Here is a 26,336-nt window from a genome sequence, read left to right on the forward strand (position 1 = left end):
GGCCACCTCGCCGAGGTGCTGGAGAAGTGGCTGAACTCGGCGGACCTGCCGGTCCGCGTCTGCACCGTCGTGGAGCCGGAGCCCCTCGGCCGCGGCGGCGGCCTGAAGTTCGCCGCCGCCCAGCTGCCCCACCCGGACCAGCCCTGGTACGCCACCAACGGCGACATCTGGACCCGGTTCTCGCTGCGCGACATGGCCGACTTCCACACCGAGCGCGACGCCATCGCCACGCTCGCGCTGGCCCGCCCGCGGATCCCCTGGGGCGCCGTGCGGACCGACGGCTTCGGCCACATCACGGACTTCATCGAGGCCCCGCCCTCGACCTTCGAGATCAACGCGGGCGTCTACGTGTTCTCGTCCGAGTTCGCCGCCCTCCTCCCGGAGCGCGGCGACCACGAGCGCACCACCTTCCCGCACCTGGCCCGCCAACGCAGGCTCGCCGGCTTCACGATCCCGCAGGGCGCCTACTGGCGCGCCATCGACACCGCGAAGGACCTCACCGAGGCCGCCAAGGAACTGGCGGCCCTGGGGAGGTGAGTCCGCGGCGCCGCGCCCGTGCGGCGCCGCGGAGGCCGGGCTATCCCAGCAGTCCGCCCACCAGCCCGGGCTGGCCCGAGGAGGACCCGCCACCGCCGGAGCCGCCGCCGCTGGAGCTGGGTCCCCCGGAGCCACCGCTCGATCCGGTGCTGCCACCGGTCGCGGTACCGCCCGATGCCGGACCCGAGCTGGTGCTGGGCGCCTGCTGCGCCGGGGCGGAGTGCCGCGGCGGGGTCTGACCGGTGCCCTGGGTCTCGCTGGGCACGCCGCCGGGCGCGGTACCGCTCTCGCGGGCCGCGCCCGGCGTGCTCGCGGGGCCGCTGGACGGGCTCGCCGAGGATGATTCGTGCCGGGTGGCCGGCGAGGCCGGCGCCGACGGCTGCTTCTGCTGCCGCTCGCCCGTGTCCTTCGGCAGCGGCGAACCCGGCAGCTCGTTGCGCGGGGCCTCGCCCGGTCCGGGCACGACCACCCGGCCGGCGTCGCGGACGGCACCGCCGAGCAGCGAGCCGACGAGCAGCGTCAGACCGGTGACGACCACCGTGACCAGGGCGCCGCGGCGCAGCACGAACCGGCGCAGCTCCCAGATGTCGGAACGCGGCCCGAGCCGCCGCCAGGCGGAGGCGGCGAGACGGCCGTCCACGGAGTACACGGGCGCGCCCGCGATGACCAGCGGGGACCAGGCGGCGAGGTAGATGATGTCCGGCGCGTCGTAGGCGGGCACCGTCTTCCAGCTCACCGTCACGATCAGCGCGGCCGACAGCAGCGCGCCGATCGCCGCGGCCACCCGCTGCCAGCAGCCCAGGACCGTGAGGATGCCCACGACGACCTGGAGGAAGGCGATGAAGAGCCCTGAGCCGACGGGGTGGTGGAGCGCGAACTGGCGCAGGGGCTCGGCGACTTCCCAGGGGTGCAGGGAGTTGAGCCACTTGACCATGGAGCCGCGCTTGCCGCCGTCGAAGTACAGCGGGTCGCACAGCTTGCCCATGCCGGCGTAGAGGGAGATGAACCCGAGGAAGATGCGCAGCGGGAGCAGCACGACGCCGAGGTTCAGGCGCCGGCCCGGGTAGTACGCGTGCCGGGACGGGTCGTCGGCGTGGCGCCCGCCCTGCCGGTGCCCGTCCTGTTCGCCGTACGGGTCGTAGGCGCCGTCCTCGTCGTACTCGTCGTACCCGTCGTCCGCGAAGCCGTCGTCGTCGTACCGCGGTTGGCCGTACGCCGGGGTGCCGTACCCGCTCTCGCCGTGCCCGGCGCCGTCGTACCCTGCACCGCCGTACCCGACGCCGCCGTACCCCGCGCCGCCGTGGGCGGACTCCTCGTAGGCACTGCCCGCGGTCCGCATGTGCGGCAGCAGCCGGGTCTCGCCGGGCTGGGGCGCGCGCTGGGCCCCGACGACGGGGGTCTCGACGGTCCGCTCGAGGTCGTAGGCGTCGTGGCGCGGCGTGCCGCCGACGCGCGGGATGACCCGCGTGGCCCCGGCGTCCGCGGACGGCTCGTCGGTGTACCGCACGCTTCCGCTCCGCGCGGCCTGGAGCAACCGGTGGGCGCCGGTGTCGTCCGGGGCGGACCGGCCGCTCCAGACGACCGGACGGCGGTGGGTCGCGGCCCCGGCCCGGCCCCCGGCGACGGGCACGCCGCCAGTGTAGTCGGTGCCGCCGGGATGCCGGGCGATCCGCCGGGACTGGGCACGTCGCGAGGTGGCGCCCAACTGCACGCGGAAACTCGCGTGGTTGACGATGACCTGCGCCGGATCGCTCGGCACCTTCACCATGCTCAGCGCGGGAGCGTCGTCGTATCCCGACGAGCGGTCCCCCGTGGGTGTGCGGGGTGTTCTGGTGTCCACACTCATCTAACCGAGTGACGAGGAGTTAGGACACTGCCACGACGCGTCGGATCTGTCCGGACCGCGTCAAGGTTGTGCGGATCGCCCGGTTTCACCCGGGCGGGTGACCGTACGGACGACCGTTCGACCACCCGCGCCCGGCTTCGGGCGGCCCGTCACGAACGCCTGCGCGCCGCCTCGTAGAGCACGATCCCGGCCGCCACACCGGCGTTCAGCGACTCCGCGCCGCCCGGCATCGGGATCCGCACCCGCAGGTCGCAGGTCTCGCCGACCAGCCGCGACAGACCCTTGCCCTCGCTGCCGACGACGATGACGACGGGACCCTCCAGGGCGTCCAGGTCACCGAGTTCCGCCTCGCCGTCCGCCGCGAGGCCGACCACCGTGATGCCCGCCTTCTGGTACGACTCCAGGGCGCGGGTCAGGTTGGTGGCGCGGGCCACCGGCGTACGGGCGGCCGTTCCGGCGGAGGTCTTCCAGGCGCCGGCGGTCATACCGGCCGCGCGCCGCTCGGGGACGACCACGCCGTGCCCGCCGAAGGCGGAGACGGAGCGGACGACCGCGCCGAGGTTGCGCGGGTCGGTGACCCCGTCGAGGGCGACGATCAGCGGGTCCTCGCCCTCGTCGTAGGCCGCGTCGGCGAGGTCCTCGGGGTGCGCGTACTCGTACGGCGGCACCTGGAGGACCAGGCCCTGGTGGTTGAGCCCGTTCGTCATCCGGTCGAGCTCGGGACGCGGGGCCTCCATGAGGTTGATCCCGCCGCGCTCGGCCGCGAGCTGGAGCGCCTCGCGGACCCGCTCGTCGTTGTCGATGAACTGCTGGACGTAGAGCGTCGTGGCGGGCACGCCCTCACGCAGCGCCTCGACGACCGGGTTGCGGCCGACCACCAGCTCGGAGGACGACCGGCCCGAGCCGCGCCGCTGCTGCGGACGGCCCTGGGCGCGGCGCGCCTTCGCTTGGGCGGCACGCTGCTTGACGTGACCCTTGCGCATCTCGGCGGGGGGCGTCGGCCCCTTGCCCTCGAGCCCCCGGCGCCGCTGGCCGCCGCTGCCGACCTGCGCGCCCTTCTTGCCGGACATGCGGCGGTTGTTCCCGGCCATGACCTACCTGTCTGTCGAAGCGTCGTTCGTACGTACGTCTATGCAGTGTGCCGCCCGGAGGGCCGGGCGGCACAATCGATCTTCCGCAATGGTGGGCGGGCTCAGCGCGCGCCCAGGCTCCAGCGCGGTCCCTGCGGGCTGTCCTCGATGACCAGGCCCGACTGGTTGAGCTGGTCGCGGAGGGCGTCGGCGGTCGCCCAGTCCTTGCGCGCACGGGCCGCCTCGCGCTGGTCGAGGACCATGCGGACCAGGGTGTCGACCACGCCGTGCAGATCGTCACCGCGCTGCTCGCCCGCTCCGGCCCAGTGCGGGTCCAGCGGGTCGAGGCCGAGGACGCCGAGCATGGCCCGCACCTCTGCGAGCCGGGCCACGGCGGCCTCCTTGTCGTCCGCGGCGAGCGCGCTGTTGCCCTGGCGGACGGTGGTGTGCACCACGGCGAGCGCCTGCGGCACGCCCAGGTCGTCGTCCATCGCCTCGGCGAACGCGGGCGGCACCTGCTCGGCCGGCTCGACCGGGCCGGCCTTCTCCACCACGCGCTGGACGAAGCCCTCGATCCGGGCGAACGCGGACTCGGCCTCGCGCAGCGCCTCCTCGCTGTACTCGATCATCGAGCGGTAGTGCGGGGTGCCCAGGTAGTACCGCAGCACGATGGGCCGCCACTGCCTGACCATCTCGGAGACCAGCACGCTGTTGCCCAGCGACTTGGACATCTTGTCACCGGCCATGGTCACCCAGGCGTTGTGCACCCAGTACCGCGCGAAGTCGTCGCCGTAGGCCTTGGCCTGGGCGATCTCGTTCTCGTGGTGCGGGAAGACCAGGTCCAGGCCGCCGCCGTGGATGTCGAAGGCGCTGCCGAGGTACTTGTGCGCCATCGCCGAGCACTCCAGGTGCCAGCCCGGACGGCCCGGACCCCACGGGGTGTCCCAGGTCGGCTCGCCCGGCTTGGCCGCCTTCCACATGGCGAAGTCGCGCGGGTCGCGCTTGCCGGTCTCGCCCTCGCCCGAGGGCTGGAGCAGGTTGTCCAGCTCCTGCCGCGAAAGCTCCAGGTAGCCGGGGAAGGAGCGCACGTCGAAGTAGACGTTGCCGTCGGAGGCGTAGGCGTGGCCGCGCTCGATGAGCCCCCGCATCATCTCGATCATCTCCGGCACATGGCCGGTGGCGCGCGGCTCGTAGGTGGGCGGCAGGCAGCCGAGCGCGGTGTAACCGTCGTCGAACGCGCGCTCATTCTCGTAGCCGATCGCCCACCACGGGCGGTGCTGCTCGCGCTCCTTGGTGATGATCTTGTCGTCGATGTCGGTGACGTTGCGGATGAACGTCACCTCGTAGCCGCGGTAGGCGAACCAGCGGCGCATGATGTCGAAGTTCAGCCCCGAGCGGATGTGCCCGATGTGCGGGGCCGCCTGCACGGTCGCGCCGCACAGGTAGATCGAGACACAACCCGGCTCGAGCGGGGTGAAGTCACGGATCTGCCGGGCGCTGGTGTCGTACAGGCGAATAGTCACCACTCCAGGGTAGTGGGCGCCGGGCAGTGCCTCGCCTGCCTCCCGCCGTCCGCCCGCCGTTTTCCCGCACGGGTTCCGCCCCTTCGCCGCGGGAGGGCAGCGGTCACAGGATGCCGACGACCTTCCGCGGCCTGATCCGTACGATCACGCGCTCGGCGTCCTGCGCCGAGGAGGGGTTGAACTCGGCGTACTTCTTGCCGGTGTACTTCATGGACAGCTCGTCGATGAGCTGCCGCCCGCCCGCGGTGGTCATCTCGGCGGTGCCGCGGATCTCGGCGTACTCGTAGGGCGATTCGGGGTCCTGCACGACGACGCTCACGCGGGCGTCGCGGTCGAGGTTCTGCTTCTTGCGGCGGTCGACGGTGGTGGAGACGAGGACGTCGTCGCCGTCCCGCTTCGCCCACACCGGGGACAGCTGCGGGCCGCCGTCGGGCTGGATCGTGCCGAGGACGACGAAGACGGGACCGTCGAGCAGTGACTTGAGGCGGTCGGGCAGGGCGGCGGACATGGGGGACCTCCGTGAACCTGGTCGCGCGCGGGGTACTGGGGCGGGGCGTACGCGGGTACCCTCGCACGCCGTCAGTCCACTCGCACCACGAGCGCCGTGGCCACCGCCATCAGTCCCTCGCCACGGCCGGGGAAGCCGAGCCCGTCGGTGGTCGCGCCGGAGACGGTGACCGGCGCCCCGGCCGCCTCGGACAGGACCTTCTGGGCCTCATCCCGGCGCTTGCCGATCTTCGGCCGGGGGCCGACGACCTGGACCGCGACGTTCCCGATCCGGAAGCCCGCCGCGCGGACGATCCGCGCGGCCTCCGCCAGCAGGGTGACCCCGGACGCGCCGGACCACTCGGGGCGACCGGTGCCGAAGTGCTGTCCGAGGTCGCCGAGGCCGGCGGCCGAGAACAGCGCGTTGCACGCGGCGTGCGCGACGACGTCGGCGTCGGAGTGCCCGGCCAGTCCCGGGCCCTCGCCCTCCCACTTCAGGCCCGCGCACCACAACTCGCGGCCCTCCTCGAAGGCGTGGATGTCGGTGCCGATGCCGACCTGCGGAAGCGGGGGCGCGTCAGAAGCCATCGTTCAGCCTCCGCCGGGCCAGGACCGCCTCCGCGAGGACCAGGTCCAGCGGGCGGGTGACCTTGAAGGCCTCCTCGTGGCCGGGCACCGCCACGACCGGCTCGCCGAGCTGCTCGACCATGCTCGCGTCGTCGGTGACGTCGTCGGTGACGGTCTCGTGGGCGCGGACCAGCGTCGCCCGGTCGAAGCCCTGCGGGGTCTGCACGGCCCGCAGCCGCGACCGGTCGGGCGTGGCCACCACCGGCTCGGGCCCGCCGGGCACCGCCGCGGGCTCGACCTGCTTGACGGTGTCGGCGAGCGGCAGCACCGGCACGACGGCGGACGCCCCGGCCCGCACGGCCTCGATCACCGCGTCCACGGTGTCCACCGGCACCAGCGGGCGGGCCGCGTCGTGCACGAGGACGATGTCGTGGCCCGGCGGCAGCGCCGCAAGACCGAGCCGGACCGACTCCTGGCGGCTCTCGCCGCCCGGCACGACGAGGAAGTCCGTGCGCTCGGGCAGCGCGTGCGCGTCGAGGAGCGACTTGACCTCGGCGGCGCCGTCGGGCGGGGCCACGACGACCACCAGACCGACCGCCCGTGAGGCGGCCATGGCCCGCACGGCGTGGATGAGCATGGGTGTGCCGCTCAGCGCGCGCAGCGCCTTGGGGGCGCCCGGGCCGAGGCGTACGCCCCGGCCGGCGGCCGGAATCACGGCGGCGACGGAGGCTCCCGGCCGGCCGCTCGTGGGCGAGGGACGCGATTCGTCAGACATGGTTCCTGTCAGGTTTGTGTGGCGGCCCGGCGTGGGTATGGCCTGGGGGAGCACCCCCCTTGCTCGCAGGAGCCCGGGGGAAGTGCCGGGCACGCGGCCTCGACCGGACCCTTCCGTGACCCTGGTCGAGCCGGCTGTCCGGGCCCGGCACACAGTATCGGGGGCCTCCCCCGCCGTACGGCATGGAGGAGACCCGCGCGGGCCCGCGCGGGTACGAACATGCCGCAGCGCCCGGCGACATGAAACGCGCCATCGGGCACCGCGGCATTTTCTGTGCTGAACTGAGGCGGGTGTGACGGTCGCCTCGCGTCAGGACGCGAGAACCTCGTCGAGCAGGGCCTCGGCCTTGTCCTCGTTGGTGTTCTCCGCGAGGGCGAGCTCGCTCACCAGGATCTGGCGGGCCTTGGCGAGCATGCGCTTCTCACCGGCGGAGAGTCCGCGCTCGCGCTCGCGACGCCACAGGTCACGCACGACTTCCGCGACCTTGATGACATCGCCGGAGGCGAGCTTCTCCAGATTTGCCTTGTAGCGACGCGACCAGTTCGTGGGCTCCTCGGCGTACGGAGCACGCAGGACCTCGAAGACCCGGTCCAGCCCGTCCTGACCGACCACATCACGCACGCCGACGAACTCCGCATTGTCCGCTGGCACACGCACCGTCAGGTCACCCTGGGCGACCTTCAGCACCAAGTAGGTCTTGTCCACGCCTTTGATCTGGCGAGTTTCGATAGCCTCGATCAGCGCGGCCCCGTGATGGGGATAGACCACGGTGTCGCCAACCTTGAACGTCATGTGACAGGTACCCCTTCCGTGGCTATCCAGGGTAACACGGATACGGCGTCTTCTGAATGGCGTTTTCGCAGGTCAGGGCATATCTCGGGGCTTGACAACAGCGACGGGGACGTGCTTCGGAAGGGCCCCGGAGGCCAAGAGGAAGGGGGTATTCGCAGGTCGGAGGGGCTCTGCGCGCGGGCTGAAACGCGTACGTTACACACATCCGGCGCCCCGTCCAAACGGCTGAACATCCCGTTTTGTCTGGTTCCAAGCGCTCGACTTCCGCTACTCCGTTCGGTGCTTCCCAGCCGTCTCCAAGACGAATCCGGAATTGATCACGCCGTTCGTCCCATCCACCGGACGGGCGGCCGGTGATCAATTCCCGTCCCCGGCGCACATTCCTTCACCGGAAATCCCCAGTGGGCCGATGCCACGCTAAGAGCGGGCCTATGCGGGGGCGCTTATGGGAAAGGCGGACGGTCGCACGGCCAATCCGCGGGCACCCGCGCGAACCGGATCACCCGACCCGAGCCGGGACGCCGGGACGGCCGTGCCGCGGGGGTGCGGGGTGTGGCGAGGAGCACAGGGGGCGGGTCGGGTGCGGGCCTGCGGGAACGGCTCGATAACCTATGGCCGCTGACAGACGCTTAGGGCGGCTTTATAAGGGAGCCGCCCTGTTCCGCCCACGTTCAAGGAGTTGCCGCCGCCGTGAGCAGCAGCCTTCGACGCGGCGCCCTCGCCGCCGCCGCCATCGCGTTCTCGCTCGCCTCGCTCGCCGCGTGCGGCGCCGGCAACGATGCCCAGACGCTCCAGGTCCACCCCGACAACGCGGCCACGACGGTCGGCACGATCAAGGTCCAGAACGCGGTGGTCGTCACTCAGCCCGGCGTCCAGACCAAGGGCCCGGCCGTGATCATCGCGACGCTGTTCAACAGCGGCGCGACGGACGAGACGCTGGACGCGATCCGTGTCGACGGCGACGGCTCCGCCCAGCTCACCGCGGCGCAGGGCGGCGGCAAGGTGACCGTCCCCGCGCACGGTTCCGTGATCCTCGGCGGCAAGGGCAACGCTTCCGCCGCGCTGACCAACCCGGGCCCGGTGCTCAAGGACGGCAACGCGCAGAAGATCACCTTCACCTTCAGCAAGACCGGTGACGTGAGCCTGCGCGCCTTCGTGGTCCCGGCCGAGAGCTACTTCGACAAGTGGGGCCCGAGCAACATCCCGGCGGCCCCCGGCGAGCCGGCCGCGTCCCACTCCCCCGCGGGCAAGCACTCGAAGTCGCCGTCGGACCAGCCCTCCGAGTCGGCCACCGCGTCGGAGGGCGCCGACGCCGGCGCGACCCCCAGCGACTCGGCCTCGCAGTCGGCGGCCGGTCACTGAGACCCGCTCCACGAGCGGCACGACACGCACGACAAGGGCGGCACCCTCCCGGAGGATGCCGCCCTTGTCGTGCGTCGCGGGGGAAGAGGCGGTGCGTGCGCCCCGGCCCGCACCGGTCTACGGCTCGAACTTGTAACCGAGCCCCCGGACCGTCACCAGATAGCGCGGGGCCCCCGGGTCCGGCTCGATCTTCGCGCGCAGGCGCTTGACGTGAACGTCCAGCGTCTTGGTGTCGCCGACGTAGTCGGCGCCCCAGACACGGTCGATGAGCTGCATCCGGGTCAGGACCCGGCCGGCGTTGCGCAGCAGCATCTCCAGCAGGTCGAACTCCTTGAGCGGCAGGTCGACCTTGGAGCCGGAGACCGTGACGACGTGCCGGTCGACGTCCATGCGGACCGGCCCGGCCTCCAGAGCCGCCGGAGTGACCTCCTCCGGCTCACCCCGCCGGCGCAGCACCGCGCGGATCCGGGCGACCAGCTCGCGCGAGGAGAACGGCTTGGTGACATAGTCGTCCGCGCCTATCTCCAGGCCGACGACCTTGTCGATCTCGCTGTCCTTGGCGGTCACCATGATCACGGGGACGTTGGAGCGGCCGCGCAGCTGACGGCACACCTCCGTGCCGGGCAGGCCCGGCAGCATCAGGTCGAGGAGGACGAGGTCGGCGCCGTTGCGCTCGAACTCGTCGAGTCCGTCGGGCCCGGTGGCCGCGACGGCGACCTCGAAGCCCTCCTTGCGGAGCATGTACGAAAGGGCGTCGGAGAAGGACTCCTCGTCCTCGACGACGAGCACTCGGGTCACGGAAGGACCTCCGGGGCGGGAAGCGGTTCGTAAGGGGCTTGATCGTTGAGTGGCTGCCCGGCCTCCTCGTCGAGGGCGGGGTGCTGCTGCGCGCGGTCGCGGGCCTCTCGGGCCGCGGCCGCCTCCGGCAGCCGCAGGGTGAAGGTGGAGCCCTGTCCCTCGGCGCTCCAGAGGGTGATCTCCCCGCCGTGCGAGGCGACCACGTGCTTCACGATGGCCAGACCCAGGCCGGTGCCCCCCGTGGCACGCGACCGGGCCGGGTCGACGCGGTAGAAGCGCTCGAAGATGCGCTCCTTGTCCTTGTCCGAGATGCCGATGCCCTGATCGGTGACGGCGATCTCGACGAGGTCCCCGCCGGGAACCTTCACCTGGCGGGCGGCGATGCCGACGCGGGTGCGGGACGGGGAGTAGTTGACGGCGTTCTCCACGAGGTTGCCGAGGGCCGCGGCGAGTTGGCCCCGGTTGCCCCACACCCGCAGGTCGGCGGTGCCGCCGGCCCGCCCGCCACCGACCTGATCGAGCCCTTCGGGCGCCACCATGTTCGTGGCCATGGTGATCTGCTTGGTACCGGCCTGGTGGCGGCAGCGGTCGATGGCCTCGGCCACCAGTTCGTCCACCCGGACGGGCTCGGCGTCCTCCAGCGGGTCGTCGTTCTGCACCCGGGAGAGGTCGATGAGCTCCTGCACCAGGTTGGTGAGCCGGGTCGCCTCGATCTGCATGCGCCCGGCGAAGCGCTCCACGGCCTCCGGGTCGTCGGAGGCGTCCATGACGGCCTCGGACAGCAGGGAGAGCGCGCCGACGGGGGTCTTCAGCTCGTGGCTCACATTGGCGACGAAGTCACGTCGTACGGCCTCGATGCGGCGGGCCTCGGTCAGGTCCTCCACCAGGAGCAGCACCAGCCGGGAGCCCAGCGGCGCGACGCGCGCGGAGACGGCGAGTGCCTCGCCGCGTCCGGTGCCGCGCCGCGGCAGGTCCAGCTCGACCTGCCGTATCTCTCCGTCCCTCCTGGTGTCCCTGGCCATCTGGAGCATCGGCTCCACGGCCAGCGTGCCGCCGCGGACCAGCCCGAGGGCGTACGCTGCCGAGCTGGCCTTGACCACGGCGTCGGCCTCGTCGAGGACGACCGCCGAGGAGCGCAGAACGGAGAGGACGGTGTCCACACCCGGCGGCAGGACCGGGTCGGTGTGCAGGGAAGTACGGGTCGGGCGCTTCTGCTCGCGCTCGCTCCAGCGGAACGCCAGCATGGCGACGACACCGGTGAGCACTCCGGCGATCGCTGCCGCTGCGGCGACCGCCGCGTTCACGTCCATGCGACCAGGTTAGGCACGGGACAGGACCGGACCACAGCCGTCGATGTGCGACCTCGGACACTCGTCGCCCAGAGTTCACCTTGCAGCCAGTATTGGTTCATTTGGGGTGACGGAAACGGACGCGTACGCCCCGGACCGTGGGAGCGTGGGGTTCGCACCCCGGGCTCCGCCGCGGCCCCTCGGCCCCGGAAACCCTACGAACCCCCGAACGACGACGCACGAGAGGGAACCCTGATGCGGGACGCGTACCACGAGGAACTTGACTCGATCGGCGACGGTCTGGTGGAGATGGCCCGGCTGGTCGGGTCGGCGATCGGGCGCGCCACGACCGCCATCCTGGACGCCGACCTGAAGCTGGCCGAGAGCGTGATCGAGGCCGACCAGCGGGTCGACGAGCTGCAGCACGACCTGGAGGCCCGGGCGATAGCCCTGCTGGCCAGGCAGCAGCCGGTGGCGACGGATCTCAGGATCGTCGTGACGTCCCTGCGGATGTCCGCCGACCTGGAGCGTTCGGGCGACCTGGCTCAGCACGTGGCCAAGCTCGCCCGGCTGCGCTTCCCGCAGCGCGGGGTCCCGCAGGACCTGCACGCCACCATCCTGGAGATGGGGCAGCTCGCCCAGCGCCTGATGGCGAAGGCGGCCGAGGTGATCGTGACCAAGGACGTCGACCTGGCCCTCCAGCTCGAGCAGGACGACGACGAGATGGACCTGCTGCACCGGACCCTGTTCACGCACCTGATCGACGACCGCTGGAAGCACGGCATCGAGACGGCCGTGGACGTCACCCTGCTCGGCCGCTACTACGAGCGGTACGCCGACCACGCGGTGGCGGTCGCCAAGCGGGTGGTGTACCTGGTGACCGGCGAGCACGCGGACGAACTCCAGCAGGACATCCAGCCGGTGACGGGGGTGGAGGGGGCCTGACGGCCGGGGGCGGCGTGGGCCGGCCCGGGGCACCTGGGCGCGTACGAGCCACCGTGCGCCGTTGATGCGCCCAGGGAAGCGGGCATGGAATGGGCAAAGGCACCAGTCTCGAGGAGGGACCCATGGCCGAATCCCCCAGCACCACGCCCGACCCCACGCAGGAACGCGAGACCGAGCAGCCCGCCGAGATCAAGAGCCTCCCGCTCTTCGGCGCCTGCGGCTGCGGCTCGGGCTGCGGCTGCGGGTGCCAGTCGGGCGGCCCCTGCCAGTGCGGCTGACGGGCCGCCGCCCACCGAGTTCGACCACGACCCCACCACGGCGCAGGCCGCCGCGGTGATCGCAGGGCCCCGGTACTCACCGGGGCCCTGCGACGTATGTACGGACACCGTACGCACGAGCGGTCGAAACGGGTGCCGGCTGTTACCCACTGGAGAGTGACGGCCGTCCGGCGCCCGGGGTGGCGCGCCCTGGCGAGCGCGCACGGGGACTCAATGCCCGCAAGGACCTTCCCGCCGACGGGCCGTCAACCGCCCGTGTTCGGCGGCTGAATGAGCCCTACAGCCAACCGTCACAGAAATATGGGCACTCTGTAACACCAGTCGGGAATCACCCCCATGTCCCGGAATCGGCGGACAAGGTATGAGGGCGCGGCCAGCCGGCCGCCACCGTACAGCGCACACCCTCCCGCGTGGCTCGTCCCCGGGGGCGGAGTGTGCTCGCACCAAGCAGGGAGAGCCTGTGTCCGTTTCCGTTTCTGTGACCGCTCGTCGTCTGGCCGCCACCGTCGCCGCTGCCGGAGCACTGGTCGGTACGGTGGCGCTGCCGGCGTCCGCGGCCGACCACGCCCCGCGTCCGCACCGCCAGAACGTGGTGATCAGCAACGTGCACCTCGGCTCCGAGGGCCGCGACCACCGTTCCCACCGCGCCCTGAACCAGGAGTGGGTGGCGATCACGAACAACAGCCGCCAGAACGTCAATCTGAGCGGCTGGACGCTGTCCGACAGGCAGGGCCACACCTACACCTTCCGTCACTTCCGGCTCAACGGCCACGCCACGGTGCGTGTCCACACCGGTGTCGGCCGCGACACCCGCGCCGACCTGTTCCAGGACCGCCACCACCAGATCTGGGACCGCCGCGACACCGCCACCCTGCGCAACGAGCGGGGCCGTGTGGTGGACACCAACAGCTGGAACGACAACCGGCACGACCCCCGCGACGACCGCGACCACCGCAACGACCGCAACGACCGCGACCACCACGGCGGCCGCCGCTGACCCGGCAGCCCTGCGGCCCCCTGCCGGCGGAGTCTCCGCCGGCAGGGGGCGTCTTCGTGCGGGCGCCGCGCGCGAAGTACCCCTATCCACCCGGGAGTTGTGGAGACGAGCACGCCACCCTGACCCAGAGACCGCCGAGTGGGCACTCGACCGGCTCCCCGACTGAGCAGACGGACGGAATCAGGACGCGGCGCGCGCCTTCGCGTTCCGCCAGGAGGAGAGAGCCAGCATCGCCGCGGCGAAGAAGGCCGCCGAGGCGATGAGCGAGGCGAAGAGTGCGACACCGAGCGAGTTGCCTATCTGGCGTGCCACGTTGAACACCGCTGACGCCACACCGGCGTTCTCGGCGGGGGCGGCCCGCACGATGGCGGCGGTGGCCGCCGGAACCGTGCACGGGAATGGCGAGGCCGGTCGCGACGAGAGCGGGCAGCAGCATCCAGTACGGGGTGTCGGCACCGGCGAGCAGCCAGCCGAGGAAGCCGGCGGCACCGAGCAGCAGGCCTCCGGTCATCAGGGCGTATGGGCCGTGACGTGCGGTCAGCCAACCGGAGAGCGGTGCCGCGACGACGGCCATGCACACCGTCGGCAGCAGGGCAAGGCCGGCGCCCATCGCGTCGTAGCCACGCTCGTTCTGCAGATAGAGCGTGGAGAGGTAGAGCATGCCGTAGTAGCCGAGGTTGAGCAGGACGCCCACCGCGGCGGTGGAGGAGAAGCCGGGTGACCGGAAGAGCGACATGGGCAGCAGCGGCGGCTTCTCCGCGGCCCCACGTGCCTGCGCCCGTCGCTCGGCCAGTACGAACAGAGTGAGCGTGACCGCGCCGAGGGCACCGGTGCCCAGCACCACCGGCGAGGTCCAGCCCCGGGTGCCGGCCTCGTTGAGCATGGCGGCCGGCGCCAGCACACCGACGACGCCCAGCACCTGACCGAGCGGATCCAGGCCGCGTGCCCCCGCCCGGACGGCTGGGGCAGGAACGTTCTTGCGGGTCAGCCACACGGCCAGCAGAGCGATGGGGACGTTGATCCAGAAGGCGGCGCGCCAGTTCAGGCCCGCCACCAGCAGACCGCCCACGAGGGGCCCCGCCGCGAACGCGATGCCGGAGATGCCGGCCCAGACGCCCAGGGCCCTGGCCCGCGCCGCCGCGGCCGGGTGGGCCGCGGTCAGCAGCGCCAGCGAGGTGGGCACCAGCAGGGCGCCGCCGGCCCCCTGCACGAGGCGCGCGATCACGAGCGCCGCCGGAGTGGTGGCCAGGGCGCAGCCGGCCGAGGCGAGGGCGAAGACGCCGAGGCCGGTGAGGAACACCTTCCGGTGCCCGATCCGGTCGCCGAAGCCGCCGCCCACGAGCAGCAGGCCGCCGAAGACGGCGCTGTAGCCGTCGACGACCCAGGCCGTCGCCGAGGCACTGGCGCTGATCGAACCACGGATGGCGGGGACCGCCACGGTGACCACGGTGACGTCCAGCATGACGAGGAAGTAGCCCAGGCTGAGGGCGATGAGCGAAGGCCACACCAGTCGCCCGGTCGCAGGGTGCGGCGCCTTGTTCACCGCTGTCGTTCCGGTCGTTGTCCTCATACGGCCAATCCTCGGCCGCCGACACTTAGCCGTTCGCCGAAGTGTGCTTGCATGGCCGGCATGGGGAAGCCTGAGACCAAGCCGCGGAGCGGACCGCGGACAGGACCGAGCCGGAGCCGGCACGCGCCGCACGCCTGCCGGCACGCGCCGCACTCTCCGAACAGCGGTGAGGGGCGGCAGTCGTGAAACGGGTCGTCCCCTGGAGTGAGGCGGCGTTCGTCGCCGTCGTCTGCTGGGTGGTCAGCGGGCTGGGATACGGCGTGTTCGCCGCCCTCGACGAGCCGCAACTGCCCGTTGCGCCCCTCATCGGCATGGGGCTCGGCCAGTGGTTCTGGGTGCGGCACCGCTGCTGGCCCGCCGCGGTCGCGGCGGGCCTCACGGGGTTTGCCGTGCTGTTCGCTCTCGTCGACACCCTGCGTCCGGGTCTGGGCCGGTACGTCGCGGACGCGCTGGCCACGGGGGCCGCGGCGACGGTCGCCCTGGCCGTCTTCACCCTGGTCGGCCGCGGGGTGGGACGCCGGCGTCACGCAACGCGCTGAGGCGGACCTCGTCGCCCGTGACACCTCCCGGGCCGGGCGGGCTACGGCATTTGTGCACCCGCACGGCTATTGACCTGCACAGATCCCCTGTGCTTCGCTCCCCGTGAGGGCCTGGGGCACCGCTACTGACCGTGGCTGTCCGCTCTGAAAGGCACACCAAGGGCACGGATGGCGTGCAGGGGCGGACGAGGGGGTATTCACGTGTCTCGGGGCTTGGGGAGATACATCGGGATCGCGGGCGAAGAGACCGCTCCGCCCAACCGCGTACCGCAACCGGACCTGCCCCGACGACGGGCGAGACTCTGGGCCGTGGCGGGCGCCGCGGCCCTCGGATTCCTCATCCTGCTGGAGTTCGCCGCGCGTCGCTACGGCCTGCCGGGGCCGATCACCGGCCAGGTGCGAGAGCTGGTGGCCGCCCCCAAGTCGGGCGGTCTGCTCTACGCCGCCATGGCGTTGATGATGGTGGTGCTCACCTGGCGGCAGCGCTTCATCGCGGCGGCTGCGGCGATCGGTATCGACATCGCCTTCGCGCTGGTCCGGTGGGCGGTGGACGCCCGGACGACCGGCGGCCACCCCTTCGGCAACGGTGCGTTGTGGGTGATTCTGGGCTGCGCGGTCATCGCCGTCACTCGCCGCACCGGCCAGGAACGTCTCCTGCTGCTGAAGGGCGTCGGGCTGGGCCTGCTGCTGGTGGCCGGCCGCAAGACCGGCGACACATGGCTGCTCATCACCTCGAAGACGCGCCCGGCGGTGCTCGACCAGTACGTGGCGACAGCCGACCACGCGCTGGGCGATCCGTCGTGGCTGGTGGGCCGGGCCGTCACGGCCACCGGCCCCTTCGGCTTCAATCTCCTCGACATCGTCTACGGCCAGCTCGCGGTGGCCGCGGTCGTCGTCGCGCTGTACCAGCTGCGCGGCGTGGCGGTCGAGCGCCACTTCCCGGGCCATCACCTGGTGCGCACCTTCCTGGTGATCGGCCTTCTCGGGCCGGCCTTCTACATGATCTTCCCGGTGGTCGGACCGATCTTCGCCTACGGCAACGGCACCGACTACTGGGCGACGGTCAGCCTGTGGTCGCCGGACATTCCCTCCAGCGGGCACTGGGCGGTCGCCGACCTGTGGCCGCAAACGCCCCCGCCGGTCACTGGTCCGCACGCCATGCCGTTCGACGAGATCACCCCGCGGAACTGCATGCCCAGCCTGCACACGGCCTGGGCCACCGCGCTCTTCATCCATTCCCGGAAGGGCCCGCGCCTTCTGCGGTACGCGGGCACGTTCTGGCTGATCGCCACGCTCACCGCAACGCTGGGCTTCGGCTACCACTACGGCGTGGACCTCATAGCCGGCGTGGTCTTCGTGCTCACGATCGAGGCAGCCCTGCGGTCGCTCGACCGCGGCTGGGACCGATCCGGGATCCGGCTGACCGCTTACGGCACAACGGTCTTCGCCGCGCTGCTGCTGTCCTACCGCTTCCTGCCACTGCGGATGGCCGAACATCCGTGGCTGTCCGGACCCCTGCTCCTCCTGGCGATGGCCTCGGTGATCTACGGCTACGTACGGACCACGGCAGTCTGGGACCCGAGGCCCACACCGGCACGCCACCCGCAACCGCAACCGGAACCGATCTGAACCGTGTGTAGCCGTCGCCCCGACAAACCAGGCCGGCGACCGAATTCGAACGAAGTGGGCGCACGATCTGAAGGCCGGTGTGCTTCAGTGCGCCCGGCTGCCACTCGCCCCGATCGCTGCTAGCTTCCGAATGAGTCACTGGCCAGGTCCCCGGGGGGCCTGGCCAGTCCGTTCTGCTCAAGGGGGAGCAATCGGATGACGTCAATTCTCATCTTCACCGCCGGAGTGGCGCTGCTGATCTACAGCGCCGAGAAGCTGATCACCTACCTGGTCGGTGCCGCGCGCGGCCTGGCGATCTCGCTCTTCTTACTGGCCATCGTGTTCACCGGGATCGAGTTCGACGACCTCGCCTTCGGCGTAGTGCTCAACGTCGAGGGCCTGGAAGACGTCGCGCTCGGCGTCGTCTTCGGAACCGTCATCTCGCTGTCGGGCCTGGTGCTCGCGATCGCCGCTCTGGTCGCGCCCTGCCGGGTGGAGATCCCCAAGGACTACATCGCGTTGTTCGCGATCGCTCCTCTGATCCTGGTCGGGCCCGCACTGCTCGGCGCGCTGGGGACCGTCTTCGCGATCGTTCTCGTCCTGCTGTTCGTGCTGTTCGTCGCCTACATCGCCTACCGCGAGTCCCGTCGGGCGGTGCCGACGTTCCGGAGCGCGGAAGTACTGGAAGCGGTGGACAGCCCCGAACTCGTCGGCGTCGCCGCCGGGACGGCCGGGGGTGCGACCGGTAGTACCGGGGACGGGGACCACGGCACCGGTGGCCTCTACGAGACCGGCCAGGTCGGCGCGGCGAAGTCGGCCAACCGGCCGGGATGGTTGCTGCTCGGGCTGGCGATCCTCGCGCTGACCGGGATCGTCGGCGGCGCCTGGATCATGACGAAGGGCACCGAAGGCATCCTGGAGAACTTCGCGATCAGCGGCACCGTCTTCGGGGCGACGATCGCGACGCTGGTGCTCTCCCTCGAAGACATCTTCCTGACCGCGGAGCCGGCCCGGCGGGGCGCACCCGCGATCGGTGTCGGCAACGTCATCGGCAGCGTCGTGTTCTCGGTGACCGCGAAGGTGGGCATCATCGCCCTGGCCGGCGGCGCGCTCGTGATCACCCCGGAGATCTTCAGCTGGCACCTGCCGGCCCTCGTGGTGATCAACGGGTTCGCCGCCTACGCCCTTTTCACCGGGCACCTCAGGCGCTGGCACGGCGTCTTCCTCCTGGTGGCCTACATCGCCTACTGGGCCGTCGGCTTCTCCGTGTTCGGGCTCGTTCCCGTCGACGACGCCCCGGGCAGCGACGACGACGCACGGCGACCGGGCATCGAGGCACCGGCGGTCCCGGGCGCGCCCGCGCCCGACGCGGCTGCTCCAGTTGCCCTCATCGCCCTGCCGGCAAGCGTGGCCACGACGTCGTGATCCGGCCTTGGCCAGCCCCCTATCACTCGGTTGGCGATACGCACGAGGTCCGCCATCACCGCAAGTGCCGGTAATGTGACGTTACGTGCCTGTTTCGATGGGGTGACGGCACTTCTCAGATGCACCCGGGTGCCACCGCCGACCCTGCCCCTGGACCGGCCCCGCCCGGACGAACCACCTGGAGATCTTCGAGATGACCACTTCCGTGCAGCTCGACCGCAGCAAGAAGCGCTTCGACAGCTGGGACGTGAACGGCGACGGCCACATCGACCGGTCCGACTGCGATGCCGAGTCCGAGCGCATCCTGCGGGCCTTCGGCGAAGCTCCCGGCTCCCCGAGGGGCCGCGCGCTGAGCGACGCCTACCTGGGCATGTGGCACTTCTTCGCCGACAAGGCCGGGATCGACAAGGAGAACGGCCGGCTGACCCCCGAGCAGTTCAACGCCATCGTCGAGGAACACGTCCTGGAGAACGGCGGCGCGGACTTCGGGAAGGCCGTCAAACCGACCATCCAGGCCATGATCGCGCTGGCCGACGTCGACGACGACGACCAGATCAGCCCGACCGAGTTCAAGACCTGGCTGGACGCCATGGGTGTCGACGACATCGACCCCGCCGACGCGTTCCGCCAGATGCACGCCAACGGCAACGCCCAACTCTCCGCCGACGAACTGGTTCAGGCCGTCCTCGCCTACCACCTGGGCGAGATCGACGTCCCACTGCTCGGCCGCTGAGCCTCACCGGAACATACTGAACACCGGATGGCCCGGAGACGGGCCCAGTGCAGCAACAGGCCCCCTGCCAGCGGCGAACCCGCGGGCAGAAGGCTTTGTTCGTGCGCCTGGCGGTCATCGTCGGTCGTCATTGGCCACCGTTGAGCGACCTCGGACGTTCCGGAGACAGCCCAACGAGCCAACGGGCTACTCGCCAGGGTTCAGTCGCTGCCTGGCATGCCTTTGGCCAACACGGAACCGTGCGAGGTGTGTTCGCTGTAGTGCCATGGCGTGGACACAGCCAAGCCGAGATCCGACTCCTGCTTCCCTTGGGCGGGCTCCGCATTGTTCGGGGCCGCCATGGGCTGCGTCGCCTGGTCGCTGACCGTCTGGGCCCGCGCGTACTGCGACGCGGGTTACGACGCCGGCGGACGCTTCGAACTCAACTTCTTGCTCCCTCTGGTCATTGGAGCCGAAGCACTCGTTGGCCTCATGGCGCGGACCATCGGCCGTCGGCTGGGACTTCGCGCGCCAACGGCGGTCCGCGTCTCACTGCCAACGCTGCTGGTGGTAGTCGCGACGGTGTGCCTGGCATGGTGGTTCTTCGCGACCCGAGGAACGCTGGACGGCTACCCCGGCGACTCCGGCCTCTGCCCCGTGAGCAACGTCCCACCGCACTGGCCTGACTGGATCCCGGTCTGATCAGCCACAACTGACCAACGGTGGCCGCAACCTCCGGTCGCCACCCCGCTGAGCGTCGCGCGACTGATCGCAGCCAACACACCACATGGCAGCGGAGGCGGAGAGACTCTGGCTGGTGGACGGTTTCAGGGCCTCGTCGCGGATCCCGGAGCGTAGCGGCACCGACGGTCACCCACATGGCGCATGCACCAAGTCGGGGCCGCCACTCTCGGCAAGGACCCGGTCCGGGTCGACCTGACAGCGCAAAGACGGCCCCTGCTGACGAAAAAACCCTTCCCAGCGGAGAAGCCGCAGGGAAGGGGCTTGTTCGTGGGCGCTTACTTCTTCTTGCCCTGGTTCTTGACCGCCTCGATGGCGGCGGCCGCCGCGTCCGGGTCGAGGTACTTGCCGCCCGGGGTGACGGGGCGGAAGTCGGCGTCGAGTTCGTAGGAGAGGGGGATGCCGGTGGGGATGTTGAGGCCCGCGATGTCGGCGTCCGAGATCTGGTCGAGGTGCTTGACCAGGGCGCGCAGGCTGTTGCCGTGGGCGGCGATCAGGACGGTGCGGCCGGCCAGGAGGTCGGGGACGACCGAGTCGAACCAGTACGGGAGCATGCGGACGACGACGTCCTTCAGGCACTCCGTCTGCGGGCGCAGCTCCGGCGGGAGGTTCGCGTAGCGCGGGTCGGAGAACTGGGAGTACTCGGCGTCGCGGTCCAGCGGCGGCGGCGGGGTGTCGTAGGAGCGGCGCCACAGCATGAACTGCTCCTCGCCGAACTCCTGAAGGGTCTGGGCCTTGTCCTTGCCCTGGAGGGCACCGTAGTGGCGCTCGTTCAGGCGCCAGGAGCGGTGGACCGGGATCCAGTGACGGTCGGCTGCCTCCAGCGCGAGCTGGGCCGTGCGGATCGCGCGCTTCTGGACGGAGGTGTGGACCACGTCGGGCAGCAGGCCGGCGTCCTTCAGCAGCTCACCGCCGCGGACCGCCTCCTTCTCGCCCTTGTCGTTGAGGTTGACGTCCACCCAGCCGGTGAACAGGTTCTTCGCGTTCCACTCGCTCTCGCCGTGGCGGAGCAGGATCAGCTTGTACGGTGCGTCGGCCATGCCTCAGAGCGTAATCCACGCATTCGGGCCCCTGCCCCGGTGCCCGCCAGGCGGACGGCCACCCCGCGGAGGCGGCCGACAGTTGACGGCTTCTGTTAATCGAGTGGTCCTGCACGGGCCCCGCCACGTAAGTTGTGCTCGCCTTATCAGCCGCTTACATCCGCGTACATCCCCGGGGGGTCGTCCATGTCCGTCGCCAGTCTCAGACGCGCCGCCCGCGAGACCGTCTCGGGACTCCCCCGTGAGTTCTGGTGGCTGTGGACCAGCACCCTCGTCAACCGGCTCGGTGCCTTCGTCGCGACGTTCATGGCGCTGTACCTGACCCTCGACCGCGGCTACTCCGCCTCGTACGCCGGTCTGGTCGCCGCGCTGCACGGGCTCGGCGGGGTCGTCTCCTCGCTCGCCGGGGGCGTGATGGCCGACCGGTTGGGACGGCGGCCGACCCTGCTGGTCGCCCAGTCCGCCACCGCCGTGTCCGTCGCGGCGCTCGGGTTCGTCCGGGATCCCGTCGCCATCGCCGCCGTCGCCTTCCTGGTCGGCATGGCCAGCAACGCCTCCCGGCCCGCCGTGCAGGCGATGATGGCCGACATCGTGCGGCCCGAGGACCGGGTCCGCGCCTTCTCCCTCAACTACTGGGCGATCAACCTCGGCTTCGCCGTCTCCTCCATGGCGGCCGGTTTCATCGCCGAGTACAGCTACCTCGCCGGCTTCCTGATCGAGGCCGCGATGACGATGGCCTGCGCGATCGTCGTCTTCCTGAAGCTGCCCGAGTCCCGGCCGGGCCCGGACGCGCAGGTGAGCCAGGAGGGCGGCGACGCCGTCCGGCTGTGGACCGTCCTGAGGGACGGACGCTTCATGGGCGTCGTCGGGGCGTCCTTCCTGATCGCCGTCGTCTTCCAGCAGGGGTCGGTCGGGCTGCCGATCGCCATGGGCCGGGCCGGGTTCACGCCCGCCGACTACGGCACCGCCCTCGCCGTCAACGGGTTCATGATCGTCGCCCTGCAGATCCCGGTCACCCGTTTCATCGAGCACCGGGATCCCGGGCGGCTGCTGATCATCTCCTCGCTCCTCGCCGGGTACGGCTTCGGGCTCACGGCGTTCGCCGGATCGGTCGGCGTGTTCGCGCTCACGGTGTGCGTGTGGACGCTCGGCGAGATGATCAACGCGCCCACCCAGACCGGTCTTGTCGTCCGGCTCTCCCCGGTGCACGGGCGCGGGCGCTACCAGGGCGTCTACACCCTGTCCTGGTCGGTGGCCGCCCTGGTCGCGCCCCTGATGTCCGGCGCCGTCATCGACCGGTTCGGCGCCGAGTGGCTGTGGGGCATGTGCGCGGCCGTCGGCACGGCCGCCGCCCTCGCCTACTGGGCCCTGATGCGCCGCCTGCCGAAGTCCGCGCCGGCCGTCGTGGAAACCCGCGCCGAGCCCCGTACCGAGGTCGGCACAGGCACCGTGTAAGCCCACGTGGACCAGGCGCCGGCGCCGCTACGGGTGCATCTGCGCTCCCTTCAGCACCTTGTCCACCGCGTTGCGCGGCCCGTACACCGCGAGCCCCACCAGGTCCAGCTCGGCGGTCGGCACGGCCCTGACCGCGGCCCGGTTCTCGCGGTCGTTGCCCGTGGTGAACAGGTCGGAGGTGAAGACGGCGCGCGGCAGGGACCGGGACAGGGCCCGCCCGTGCGCCGCGGTCAGCGTCTCCTTGGTGCCCTGGAAGACCAGCACCGGCTGGCGGAACATCGGCAGGTACGGCACCTCGCCGGCGTCCTCGTACGGCTCCCCGATCACCTCGGGGACCGTCGTGCCGAGGCCGCTGACCAGGAACGCGGTGACGTTCAGGCGCTGCCAGGGCTCCAGGTCCTCGCGCAGCAGGACGGCGATCTTGGTGTCGAAGCGGATGGGCTGCTCGTCGTTCATGGAACGAGGCTCCCGAACGCCGTACCGCGCCGTCTTGTACGTTCTTTGCATGGCCCCGCAGCGGAACGTCTCCGCCTGGCGCCCGCGTGTCCCGGGCGTCGTGGAGGTGTTCCACGCGCACTTCACCGAGTACGCCTACCCGATGCACGTCCACGAGGCGTGGACGCTGCTGATCGTGGACGACGGCGCCGTACGGTACGACCTGGACCGGCACGAGCACGGCACCCCGCACGACACCGTGTCCCTGCTGCCGCCGCACGTCCCGCACAACGGCTCGCCCGTCGGCCCGCGCGGCTTCCGCAAGCGGGTGCTGTACCTGGACACCACCCACCTGGGCGACGAGCTCATCGGGGCGGCCGTGGACGGTCCTGACCTGCGCGATCCGGTGCTGCGGCGGCGGGTCGGGCAGGTGCACACCGCGCTCACGCTGCCCGGTGACGAGCTGGAGGCGGAGAGCCGGCTGACGCTCATCGGCGAGCGGCTGCGCGCCCATCTGCGGCCACGGCTCGCCGTCGGGGCCCCGCGCCGCGACCCCGCCCTCGCCCGCCGGGTGCGCGAACTGCTCGACGAGCGGCTGCCGCGGGGCGTCACGCTCGACGAGGCCTCGTCCCTCGTGCAGGCCCATCCCGCCCATCTGGTACGGGCGTTCAGCGGCGCGTACGGCATCGCTCCGCACCAGTACCTGATGTCACGCCGGGTGGACCGCGCCCGCCGGCTGCTGCTGGCGGGGCGGAGACCGGCCGAGGTGGCCGCCGAGACCGGCTTCTACGACCAGGCCCATCTGACCCGGCACTTCAGGAGGCTCATGGGGGTGACTCCGGGGCGCTACGGCCGCGGGATCTCACGGGGCAGGCTCGGCACCTCATCTGAGGCGGGGTGAGGGTCAGTCGGCCGGGCGCCGGGTCAGGTGCGCGAACGCCTCCAGGTTGCGGGTCGATTCGCCACGCGAGACGCGCCAGGCGTACTCGCGGCGGATCGCCGAGGCGAAGCCGAGCTCCAGCAGGGTGTTGAAGCTGCCGTCGGCCGCCTCCAGGACCTGCCCGAGCAGCCGGTCGACCTCGTCGGCGGTCACCGCGGCCAGTGGCAGCCGGCCGGTGAGGTAGACGTCGCCGAGCTGGTCGACGGCGTAACTCACGCCGTACAGCTTGAGGTTGCGCTCCAGCAGCCAGCGGTGGACGGCGGACTCGTTCTCGTCGGGGTGCCGGACGACGAAGGCGTTCAGGGACAGCGAGTGCCGGCCGACGATCATCGACAGGGTGGTCGACAGCTTGCGGGTGCCGGGAAGTTTCACGACGTAGGTGCCGGACCGCGGGCTCTCCCACTCCAGTTCGGCGCTCTTGAGGACGTCCTCGACGACCCGCGTCGCGCGCTGCTGCTCCGCCTCACCCGTGGCACCCGTGGCGCTACCCATGGGGCGAGCGTACGCGACGCCGGTGGGCCTGCAACGCGGCCGTGTACACGTCGGCCGTGGCCGCCGCCGACGCGTCCCAGCCGAAGAACCGCGCGTGCCGGGCGGCGGCCTCGCCCATCCGGTCGGCAAGGTGCGGGGCGTCGGCGAACCGGCTCAGCACGTGCGCGTAGTCGGCCGGGTCGTGGCCCTGGACCAGGAATCCCGTCTCGCCGTCCCGTACGGCCACCGGCAGGCCGCCGACCGAGGCAGCGACGACCGGGGTGCCGGTCGCCTGCGCCTCTATCGCGACCAGGCCGAAGGATTCGCTGTAGGAGGGCATGACCAGGACGGACGCGGCCCGGAACCAGTCGGCGAGCCGGTCCTGCCCGACCGGCGGGCAGAACCGTACGACGTCGGCGATGCCGAGCCGGGCGGCCAGCTTCTGCAGGCCCTCCGGCTTGGCGAGGCCGCTGCCGCTCGGGCCGCCGACGACGGGTACGACGATGCGGGAGCGCAGCTCGGGCCGCCGGTCGAGGAGGACGCCCACGGCCCTCAGCAGCACGTCGGGAGCCTTGAGCGGCTGTATACGGCCGGCGAACAGCGGGATCAGGGCGTCCTGCGGCAGGCCGAGGCGGGCGCGGGCGGCGGCGCGGCCGTCGCCGGGGCGGAAACGGGTGAGGTTCACGCCGGGGTGCACGACGGCGACCTTGGCGGGGTCGGCGCTGTAGTGCCGTACGAGTTCGCCGGCCTCCTCGTCGGTGTTGGCGATCAGCCGGTCGGCGGCGTTGACGATCTGGGTCTCGCCGATGACGCGGGCGGCGGGCTCCGGGGTGTCGCCCTCGGCCAGGCTGGCGTTCTTGACCTTGGCCATGGTGTGCATGGCGTGCACGAGGGGGACGCCCCAGCGCTGGGCGGCGAGCCAGCCGACGTGGCCGGAGAGCCAGTAGTGGGAGTGGACGAGGTCGTAGTGGCCGGGGCGGTGACCGGCCCAGGCCTGCATGACGCCGTGCGTGAAGGCGCAGAGCTGGGCGGGCAGTTCCTCCTTGGCCAGGCCCTCGTAGGGGCCGGCGTCGACGTGCCGGACGAGGACGCCCGGGGAGAGTTCGACGGCGGGCGGCAGATCCCCCGCGGTGGCCCGGGTGAAGACCTCGACCTCGACGCCCTGGGCGGCCAGCCGCTGGGCGAGCTCGACGATGTAGACGTTCATGCCGCCGGCGTCGCCCGTGCCGGGCTGGTGGAGCGGTGAGGTGTGCACGGAGAGCATGGCGACGCGCCGGGGCCGGCGGTGCAGTCGCAGTCGCGCGGGTGCCGTCGGGGAACGGCGCCCGAGCCTGCTGACGTACTGGCTCACGTGGCGCTCCTCCTCGTTGCGGACATGCCGGACGGAGGGCGCCGAGCGCCCTCCAAGACCCAACGCCAGAGGCCCCGACTCCATTTCCGCCCCGGGCTCCTTTGCCCAATCATTACCGACCATCGCTCAACCGTTCGACGTGGGGGCCATGGCCGCCAGGACGCGAGCAGTGCCGGACGCGCCGCGGGAGCCGCACGATCGGGACATCACCTCCGGCGGCCGGGCTTCCGACGGCTTCCTGTGCAGCCGCGTCCGCCCACAGGCGCGGCCAACGCTGCGGGTACCGCGGGACCAGGGCGTTACGCACGCGTGCGCAACCTGCCACGACCGCCGCGCGGGCCGTGCCGCGCGGCGGTCGTGGCAGGGCACGCCGTGAGACAGGCCCACGCCACCGCCCGGCGGCCCGTCCCGCCTTCCCGACGCACCCGCACACGTCGTGGCGGGCCCGGCCGCAGGACGGGGCCGTGCCCCGCACGCCGCCAAGCCCGTGCCTTCGAACCCGGCCCGCGCGACGCGCCTGCCGCCGGACGCGCACCCGCCGCGCAACGTGCCGCGCCCGCCAGAGAATCACGGCGACCGGCGGCGCCCAGGTCGCCCGGCAGGTCGGCGGGCCGGCGGGGTGCGCAGGCCGTACCTCGCACGGCGCTACCCCCCGCGCCCGAACCGAGCAAGGCGGCGGGGCTCGTGCGGGAGGGTGGTACGTCCGTGCCGTGCGGTTCGAGGGGGGCCATACCCTCGTATGCATGACATCCCGCGCAGCGACCCTCCCCCAGTCTCGGCTTCG

The 26,336-nt window shown here is 71.7% G+C and carries 26 protein-coding genes; 12 read left to right on the forward strand and 14 right to left on the reverse strand.

What is annotated here, in order from left to right; translation table 11 throughout:
* A partial coding sequence (locus tag ACF09J_RS33350) for an NDP-sugar synthase (RefSeq protein ID WP_392309213.1) occupies positions 1 to 537 on the forward strand: 537 nt, incomplete at its 5' end.
* 40 nt (positions 538 to 577) lie between these two features.
* On the opposite strand, the gene ACF09J_RS33355 is transcribed toward ACF09J_RS33350, so the two are convergent.
* From ACF09J_RS33355 to ACF09J_RS33385, 7 genes are all read right to left on the reverse strand, one after another.
* Positions 578 to 2,383, reverse strand: a complete 1,806-nt coding sequence (locus tag ACF09J_RS33355; protein WP_392309214.1) for a DoxX family membrane protein — start codon at positions 2,381 to 2,383, stop codon at positions 578 to 580.
* 149 nt (positions 2,384 to 2,532) lie between these two features.
* Positions 2,533 to 3,474: a 23S rRNA (guanosine(2251)-2'-O)-methyltransferase RlmB gene (gene rlmB, locus ACF09J_RS33360; RefSeq protein WP_392309215.1), complete on the reverse strand. Its 942-nt coding sequence runs from the start codon at positions 3,472 to 3,474 to the stop codon at positions 2,533 to 2,535.
* Positions 3,475 to 3,575: 101 nt separating this feature from the next.
* A complete protein-coding gene (cysS, locus tag ACF09J_RS33365) occupies positions 3,576 to 4,976 on the reverse strand; it encodes a cysteine--tRNA ligase (protein ID WP_392309216.1) in 1,401 nt (466 codons plus the stop codon).
* A gap of 103 nt (positions 4,977 to 5,079) precedes the next feature.
* Positions 5,080 to 5,484: a PPOX class F420-dependent oxidoreductase gene (locus tag ACF09J_RS33370; protein ID WP_392309217.1), complete on the reverse strand. Its 405-nt coding sequence runs from the start codon at positions 5,482 to 5,484 to the stop codon at positions 5,080 to 5,082.
* A 71-nt stretch (positions 5,485 to 5,555) separates the two neighbouring features.
* Positions 5,556 to 6,050 (reverse strand): 2-C-methyl-D-erythritol 2,4-cyclodiphosphate synthase, encoded by a 495-nt coding sequence (ispF, locus tag ACF09J_RS33375; protein ID WP_392309218.1) that lies wholly within the window; start codon positions 6,048 to 6,050, stop codon positions 5,556 to 5,558.
* Positions 6,040 to 6,804, reverse strand: coding sequence for a 2-C-methyl-D-erythritol 4-phosphate cytidylyltransferase (gene ispD / locus ACF09J_RS33380; RefSeq protein ID WP_392309219.1), 765 nt, complete (start codon positions 6,802 to 6,804; stop codon positions 6,040 to 6,042). The genes ispF and ispD overlap by 11 nt, the downstream gene beginning before the upstream one ends.
* Before the next feature lie 309 nt (positions 6,805 to 7,113).
* Positions 7,114 to 7,596 carry a CarD family transcriptional regulator gene (locus ACF09J_RS33385; protein ID WP_003953493.1) on the reverse strand — a complete coding sequence of 161 codons (483 nt, stop codon included), beginning with the start codon at positions 7,594 to 7,596 and terminating at the stop codon, positions 7,114 to 7,116.
* Between the two features lie 690 nt (positions 7,597 to 8,286).
* Between ACF09J_RS33385 and ACF09J_RS33390 the strand changes: the two genes are divergently transcribed.
* Positions 8,287 to 8,958, forward strand: a complete 672-nt coding sequence (locus ACF09J_RS33390) for a DUF461 domain-containing protein (protein ID WP_392309220.1) — start codon at positions 8,287 to 8,289, stop codon at positions 8,956 to 8,958.
* A gap of 117 nt (positions 8,959 to 9,075) precedes the next feature.
* Here the strand turns inward: ACF09J_RS33390 and ACF09J_RS33395 are convergent, their stop codons facing one another.
* Entirely contained in the window at positions 9,076 to 9,756 is a 681-nt protein-coding gene (locus tag ACF09J_RS33395; protein WP_010358452.1) for a response regulator transcription factor, read from the reverse strand.
* Complete coding sequence (locus ACF09J_RS33400; RefSeq protein WP_392309221.1) at positions 9,753 to 11,066, reverse strand: sensor histidine kinase; 1,314 nt, start codon at positions 11,064 to 11,066, stop codon at positions 9,753 to 9,755. Before ACF09J_RS33400 ends, ACF09J_RS33395 begins: the two co-directional genes overlap by 4 nt.
* A gap of 234 nt (positions 11,067 to 11,300) precedes the next feature.
* Here ACF09J_RS33400 and phoU point away from each other — a divergent pair, with 234 nt between their 5' ends.
* From phoU to ACF09J_RS33415, 3 genes are all read left to right on the forward strand, one after another.
* A complete protein-coding gene (phoU, locus tag ACF09J_RS33405; protein ID WP_392309222.1) occupies positions 11,301 to 11,990 on the forward strand; it encodes a phosphate signaling complex protein PhoU in 690 nt (229 codons plus the stop codon).
* Positions 11,991 to 12,112: 122 nt separating this feature from the next.
* Entirely contained in the window at positions 12,113 to 12,268 is a 156-nt protein-coding gene (locus ACF09J_RS33410; RefSeq protein ID WP_199836638.1) for a hypothetical protein, read from the forward strand.
* Positions 12,269 to 12,746: 478 nt separating this feature from the next.
* Positions 12,747 to 13,265: a lamin tail domain-containing protein gene (locus ACF09J_RS33415; protein WP_392309223.1), complete on the forward strand. Its 519-nt coding sequence runs from the start codon at positions 12,747 to 12,749 to the stop codon at positions 13,263 to 13,265.
* A gap of 82 nt (positions 13,266 to 13,347) precedes the next feature.
* Here the strand turns inward: ACF09J_RS33415 and ACF09J_RS33420 are convergent, their stop codons facing one another.
* Entirely contained in the window at positions 13,348 to 14,835 is a 1,488-nt protein-coding gene (locus ACF09J_RS33420; RefSeq protein ID WP_392309224.1) for an MFS transporter, read from the reverse strand.
* Between the two features lie 182 nt (positions 14,836 to 15,017).
* Between ACF09J_RS33420 and ACF09J_RS33425 the strand changes: the two genes are divergently transcribed.
* From ACF09J_RS33425 to ACF09J_RS33445, 5 genes are all read left to right on the forward strand, one after another.
* Positions 15,018 to 15,374: a hypothetical protein gene (locus ACF09J_RS33425; protein ID WP_392309225.1), complete on the forward strand. Its 357-nt coding sequence runs from the start codon at positions 15,018 to 15,020 to the stop codon at positions 15,372 to 15,374.
* A 309-nt stretch (positions 15,375 to 15,683) separates the two neighbouring features.
* Complete coding sequence (locus ACF09J_RS33430) at positions 15,684 to 17,003, forward strand: phosphatase PAP2 family protein (protein WP_392309226.1); 1,320 nt, start codon at positions 15,684 to 15,686, stop codon at positions 17,001 to 17,003.
* Between the two features lie 195 nt (positions 17,004 to 17,198).
* Positions 17,199 to 18,407, forward strand: coding sequence for a sodium:calcium antiporter (locus ACF09J_RS33435; RefSeq protein WP_392309227.1), 1,209 nt, complete (start codon positions 17,199 to 17,201; stop codon positions 18,405 to 18,407).
* A 193-nt stretch (positions 18,408 to 18,600) separates the two neighbouring features.
* Complete coding sequence (locus ACF09J_RS33440; RefSeq protein ID WP_392309228.1) at positions 18,601 to 19,140, forward strand: EF-hand domain-containing protein; 540 nt, start codon at positions 18,601 to 18,603, stop codon at positions 19,138 to 19,140.
* A gap of 270 nt (positions 19,141 to 19,410) precedes the next feature.
* Positions 19,411 to 19,821: a hypothetical protein gene (locus ACF09J_RS33445; RefSeq protein ID WP_392309229.1), complete on the forward strand. Its 411-nt coding sequence runs from the start codon at positions 19,411 to 19,413 to the stop codon at positions 19,819 to 19,821.
* Positions 19,822 to 20,138: 317 nt separating this feature from the next.
* On the opposite strand, the gene ACF09J_RS33450 is transcribed toward ACF09J_RS33445, so the two are convergent.
* The gene (locus ACF09J_RS33450) at positions 20,139 to 20,900 is read right to left on the reverse strand and encodes a phosphoglyceromutase (RefSeq protein ID WP_392309230.1); all 762 of its coding nucleotides are present in this window, start codon (positions 20,898 to 20,900) and stop codon (positions 20,139 to 20,141) included.
* Positions 20,901 to 21,086: 186 nt separating this feature from the next.
* Between ACF09J_RS33450 and ACF09J_RS33455 the strand changes: the two genes are divergently transcribed.
* Positions 21,087 to 22,355, forward strand: a complete 1,269-nt coding sequence (locus ACF09J_RS33455) for an MDR family MFS transporter (protein WP_392309231.1) — start codon at positions 21,087 to 21,089, stop codon at positions 22,353 to 22,355.
* A gap of 27 nt (positions 22,356 to 22,382) precedes the next feature.
* Here ACF09J_RS33455 and ACF09J_RS33460 read toward each other — a convergent pair whose 3' ends face one another.
* Positions 22,383 to 22,811: a DUF2000 family protein gene (locus tag ACF09J_RS33460; RefSeq protein WP_392309232.1), complete on the reverse strand. Its 429-nt coding sequence runs from the start codon at positions 22,809 to 22,811 to the stop codon at positions 22,383 to 22,385.
* A 49-nt stretch (positions 22,812 to 22,860) separates the two neighbouring features.
* Here ACF09J_RS33460 and ACF09J_RS33465 point away from each other — a divergent pair, with 49 nt between their 5' ends.
* Entirely contained in the window at positions 22,861 to 23,691 is an 831-nt protein-coding gene (locus tag ACF09J_RS33465) for a helix-turn-helix domain-containing protein (RefSeq protein ID WP_392309233.1), read from the forward strand.
* Between the two features lie 3 nt (positions 23,692 to 23,694).
* Here ACF09J_RS33465 and ACF09J_RS33470 read toward each other — a convergent pair whose 3' ends face one another.
* Both ACF09J_RS33470 and mshA read right to left on the reverse strand, forming a co-directional pair.
* On the reverse strand, positions 23,695 to 24,222 hold the full coding sequence (locus ACF09J_RS33470; protein WP_392309234.1) for a YbjN domain-containing protein: 528 nt from the start codon (positions 24,220 to 24,222) through the stop codon (positions 23,695 to 23,697).
* The gene (mshA, locus tag ACF09J_RS33475) at positions 24,215 to 25,552 is read right to left on the reverse strand and encodes a D-inositol-3-phosphate glycosyltransferase (RefSeq protein ID WP_392309235.1); all 1,338 of its coding nucleotides are present in this window, start codon (positions 25,550 to 25,552) and stop codon (positions 24,215 to 24,217) included. Before mshA ends, ACF09J_RS33470 begins: the two co-directional genes overlap by 8 nt.
* Between the last annotated feature and the right edge of the window lie 784 nt (positions 25,553 to 26,336).

The sequence above is a fragment of the Streptomyces sp. NPDC014889 genome, from assembly GCF_043081205.1.
Classification (GTDB): domain Bacteria; phylum Actinomycetota; class Actinomycetes; order Streptomycetales; family Streptomycetaceae; genus Streptomyces.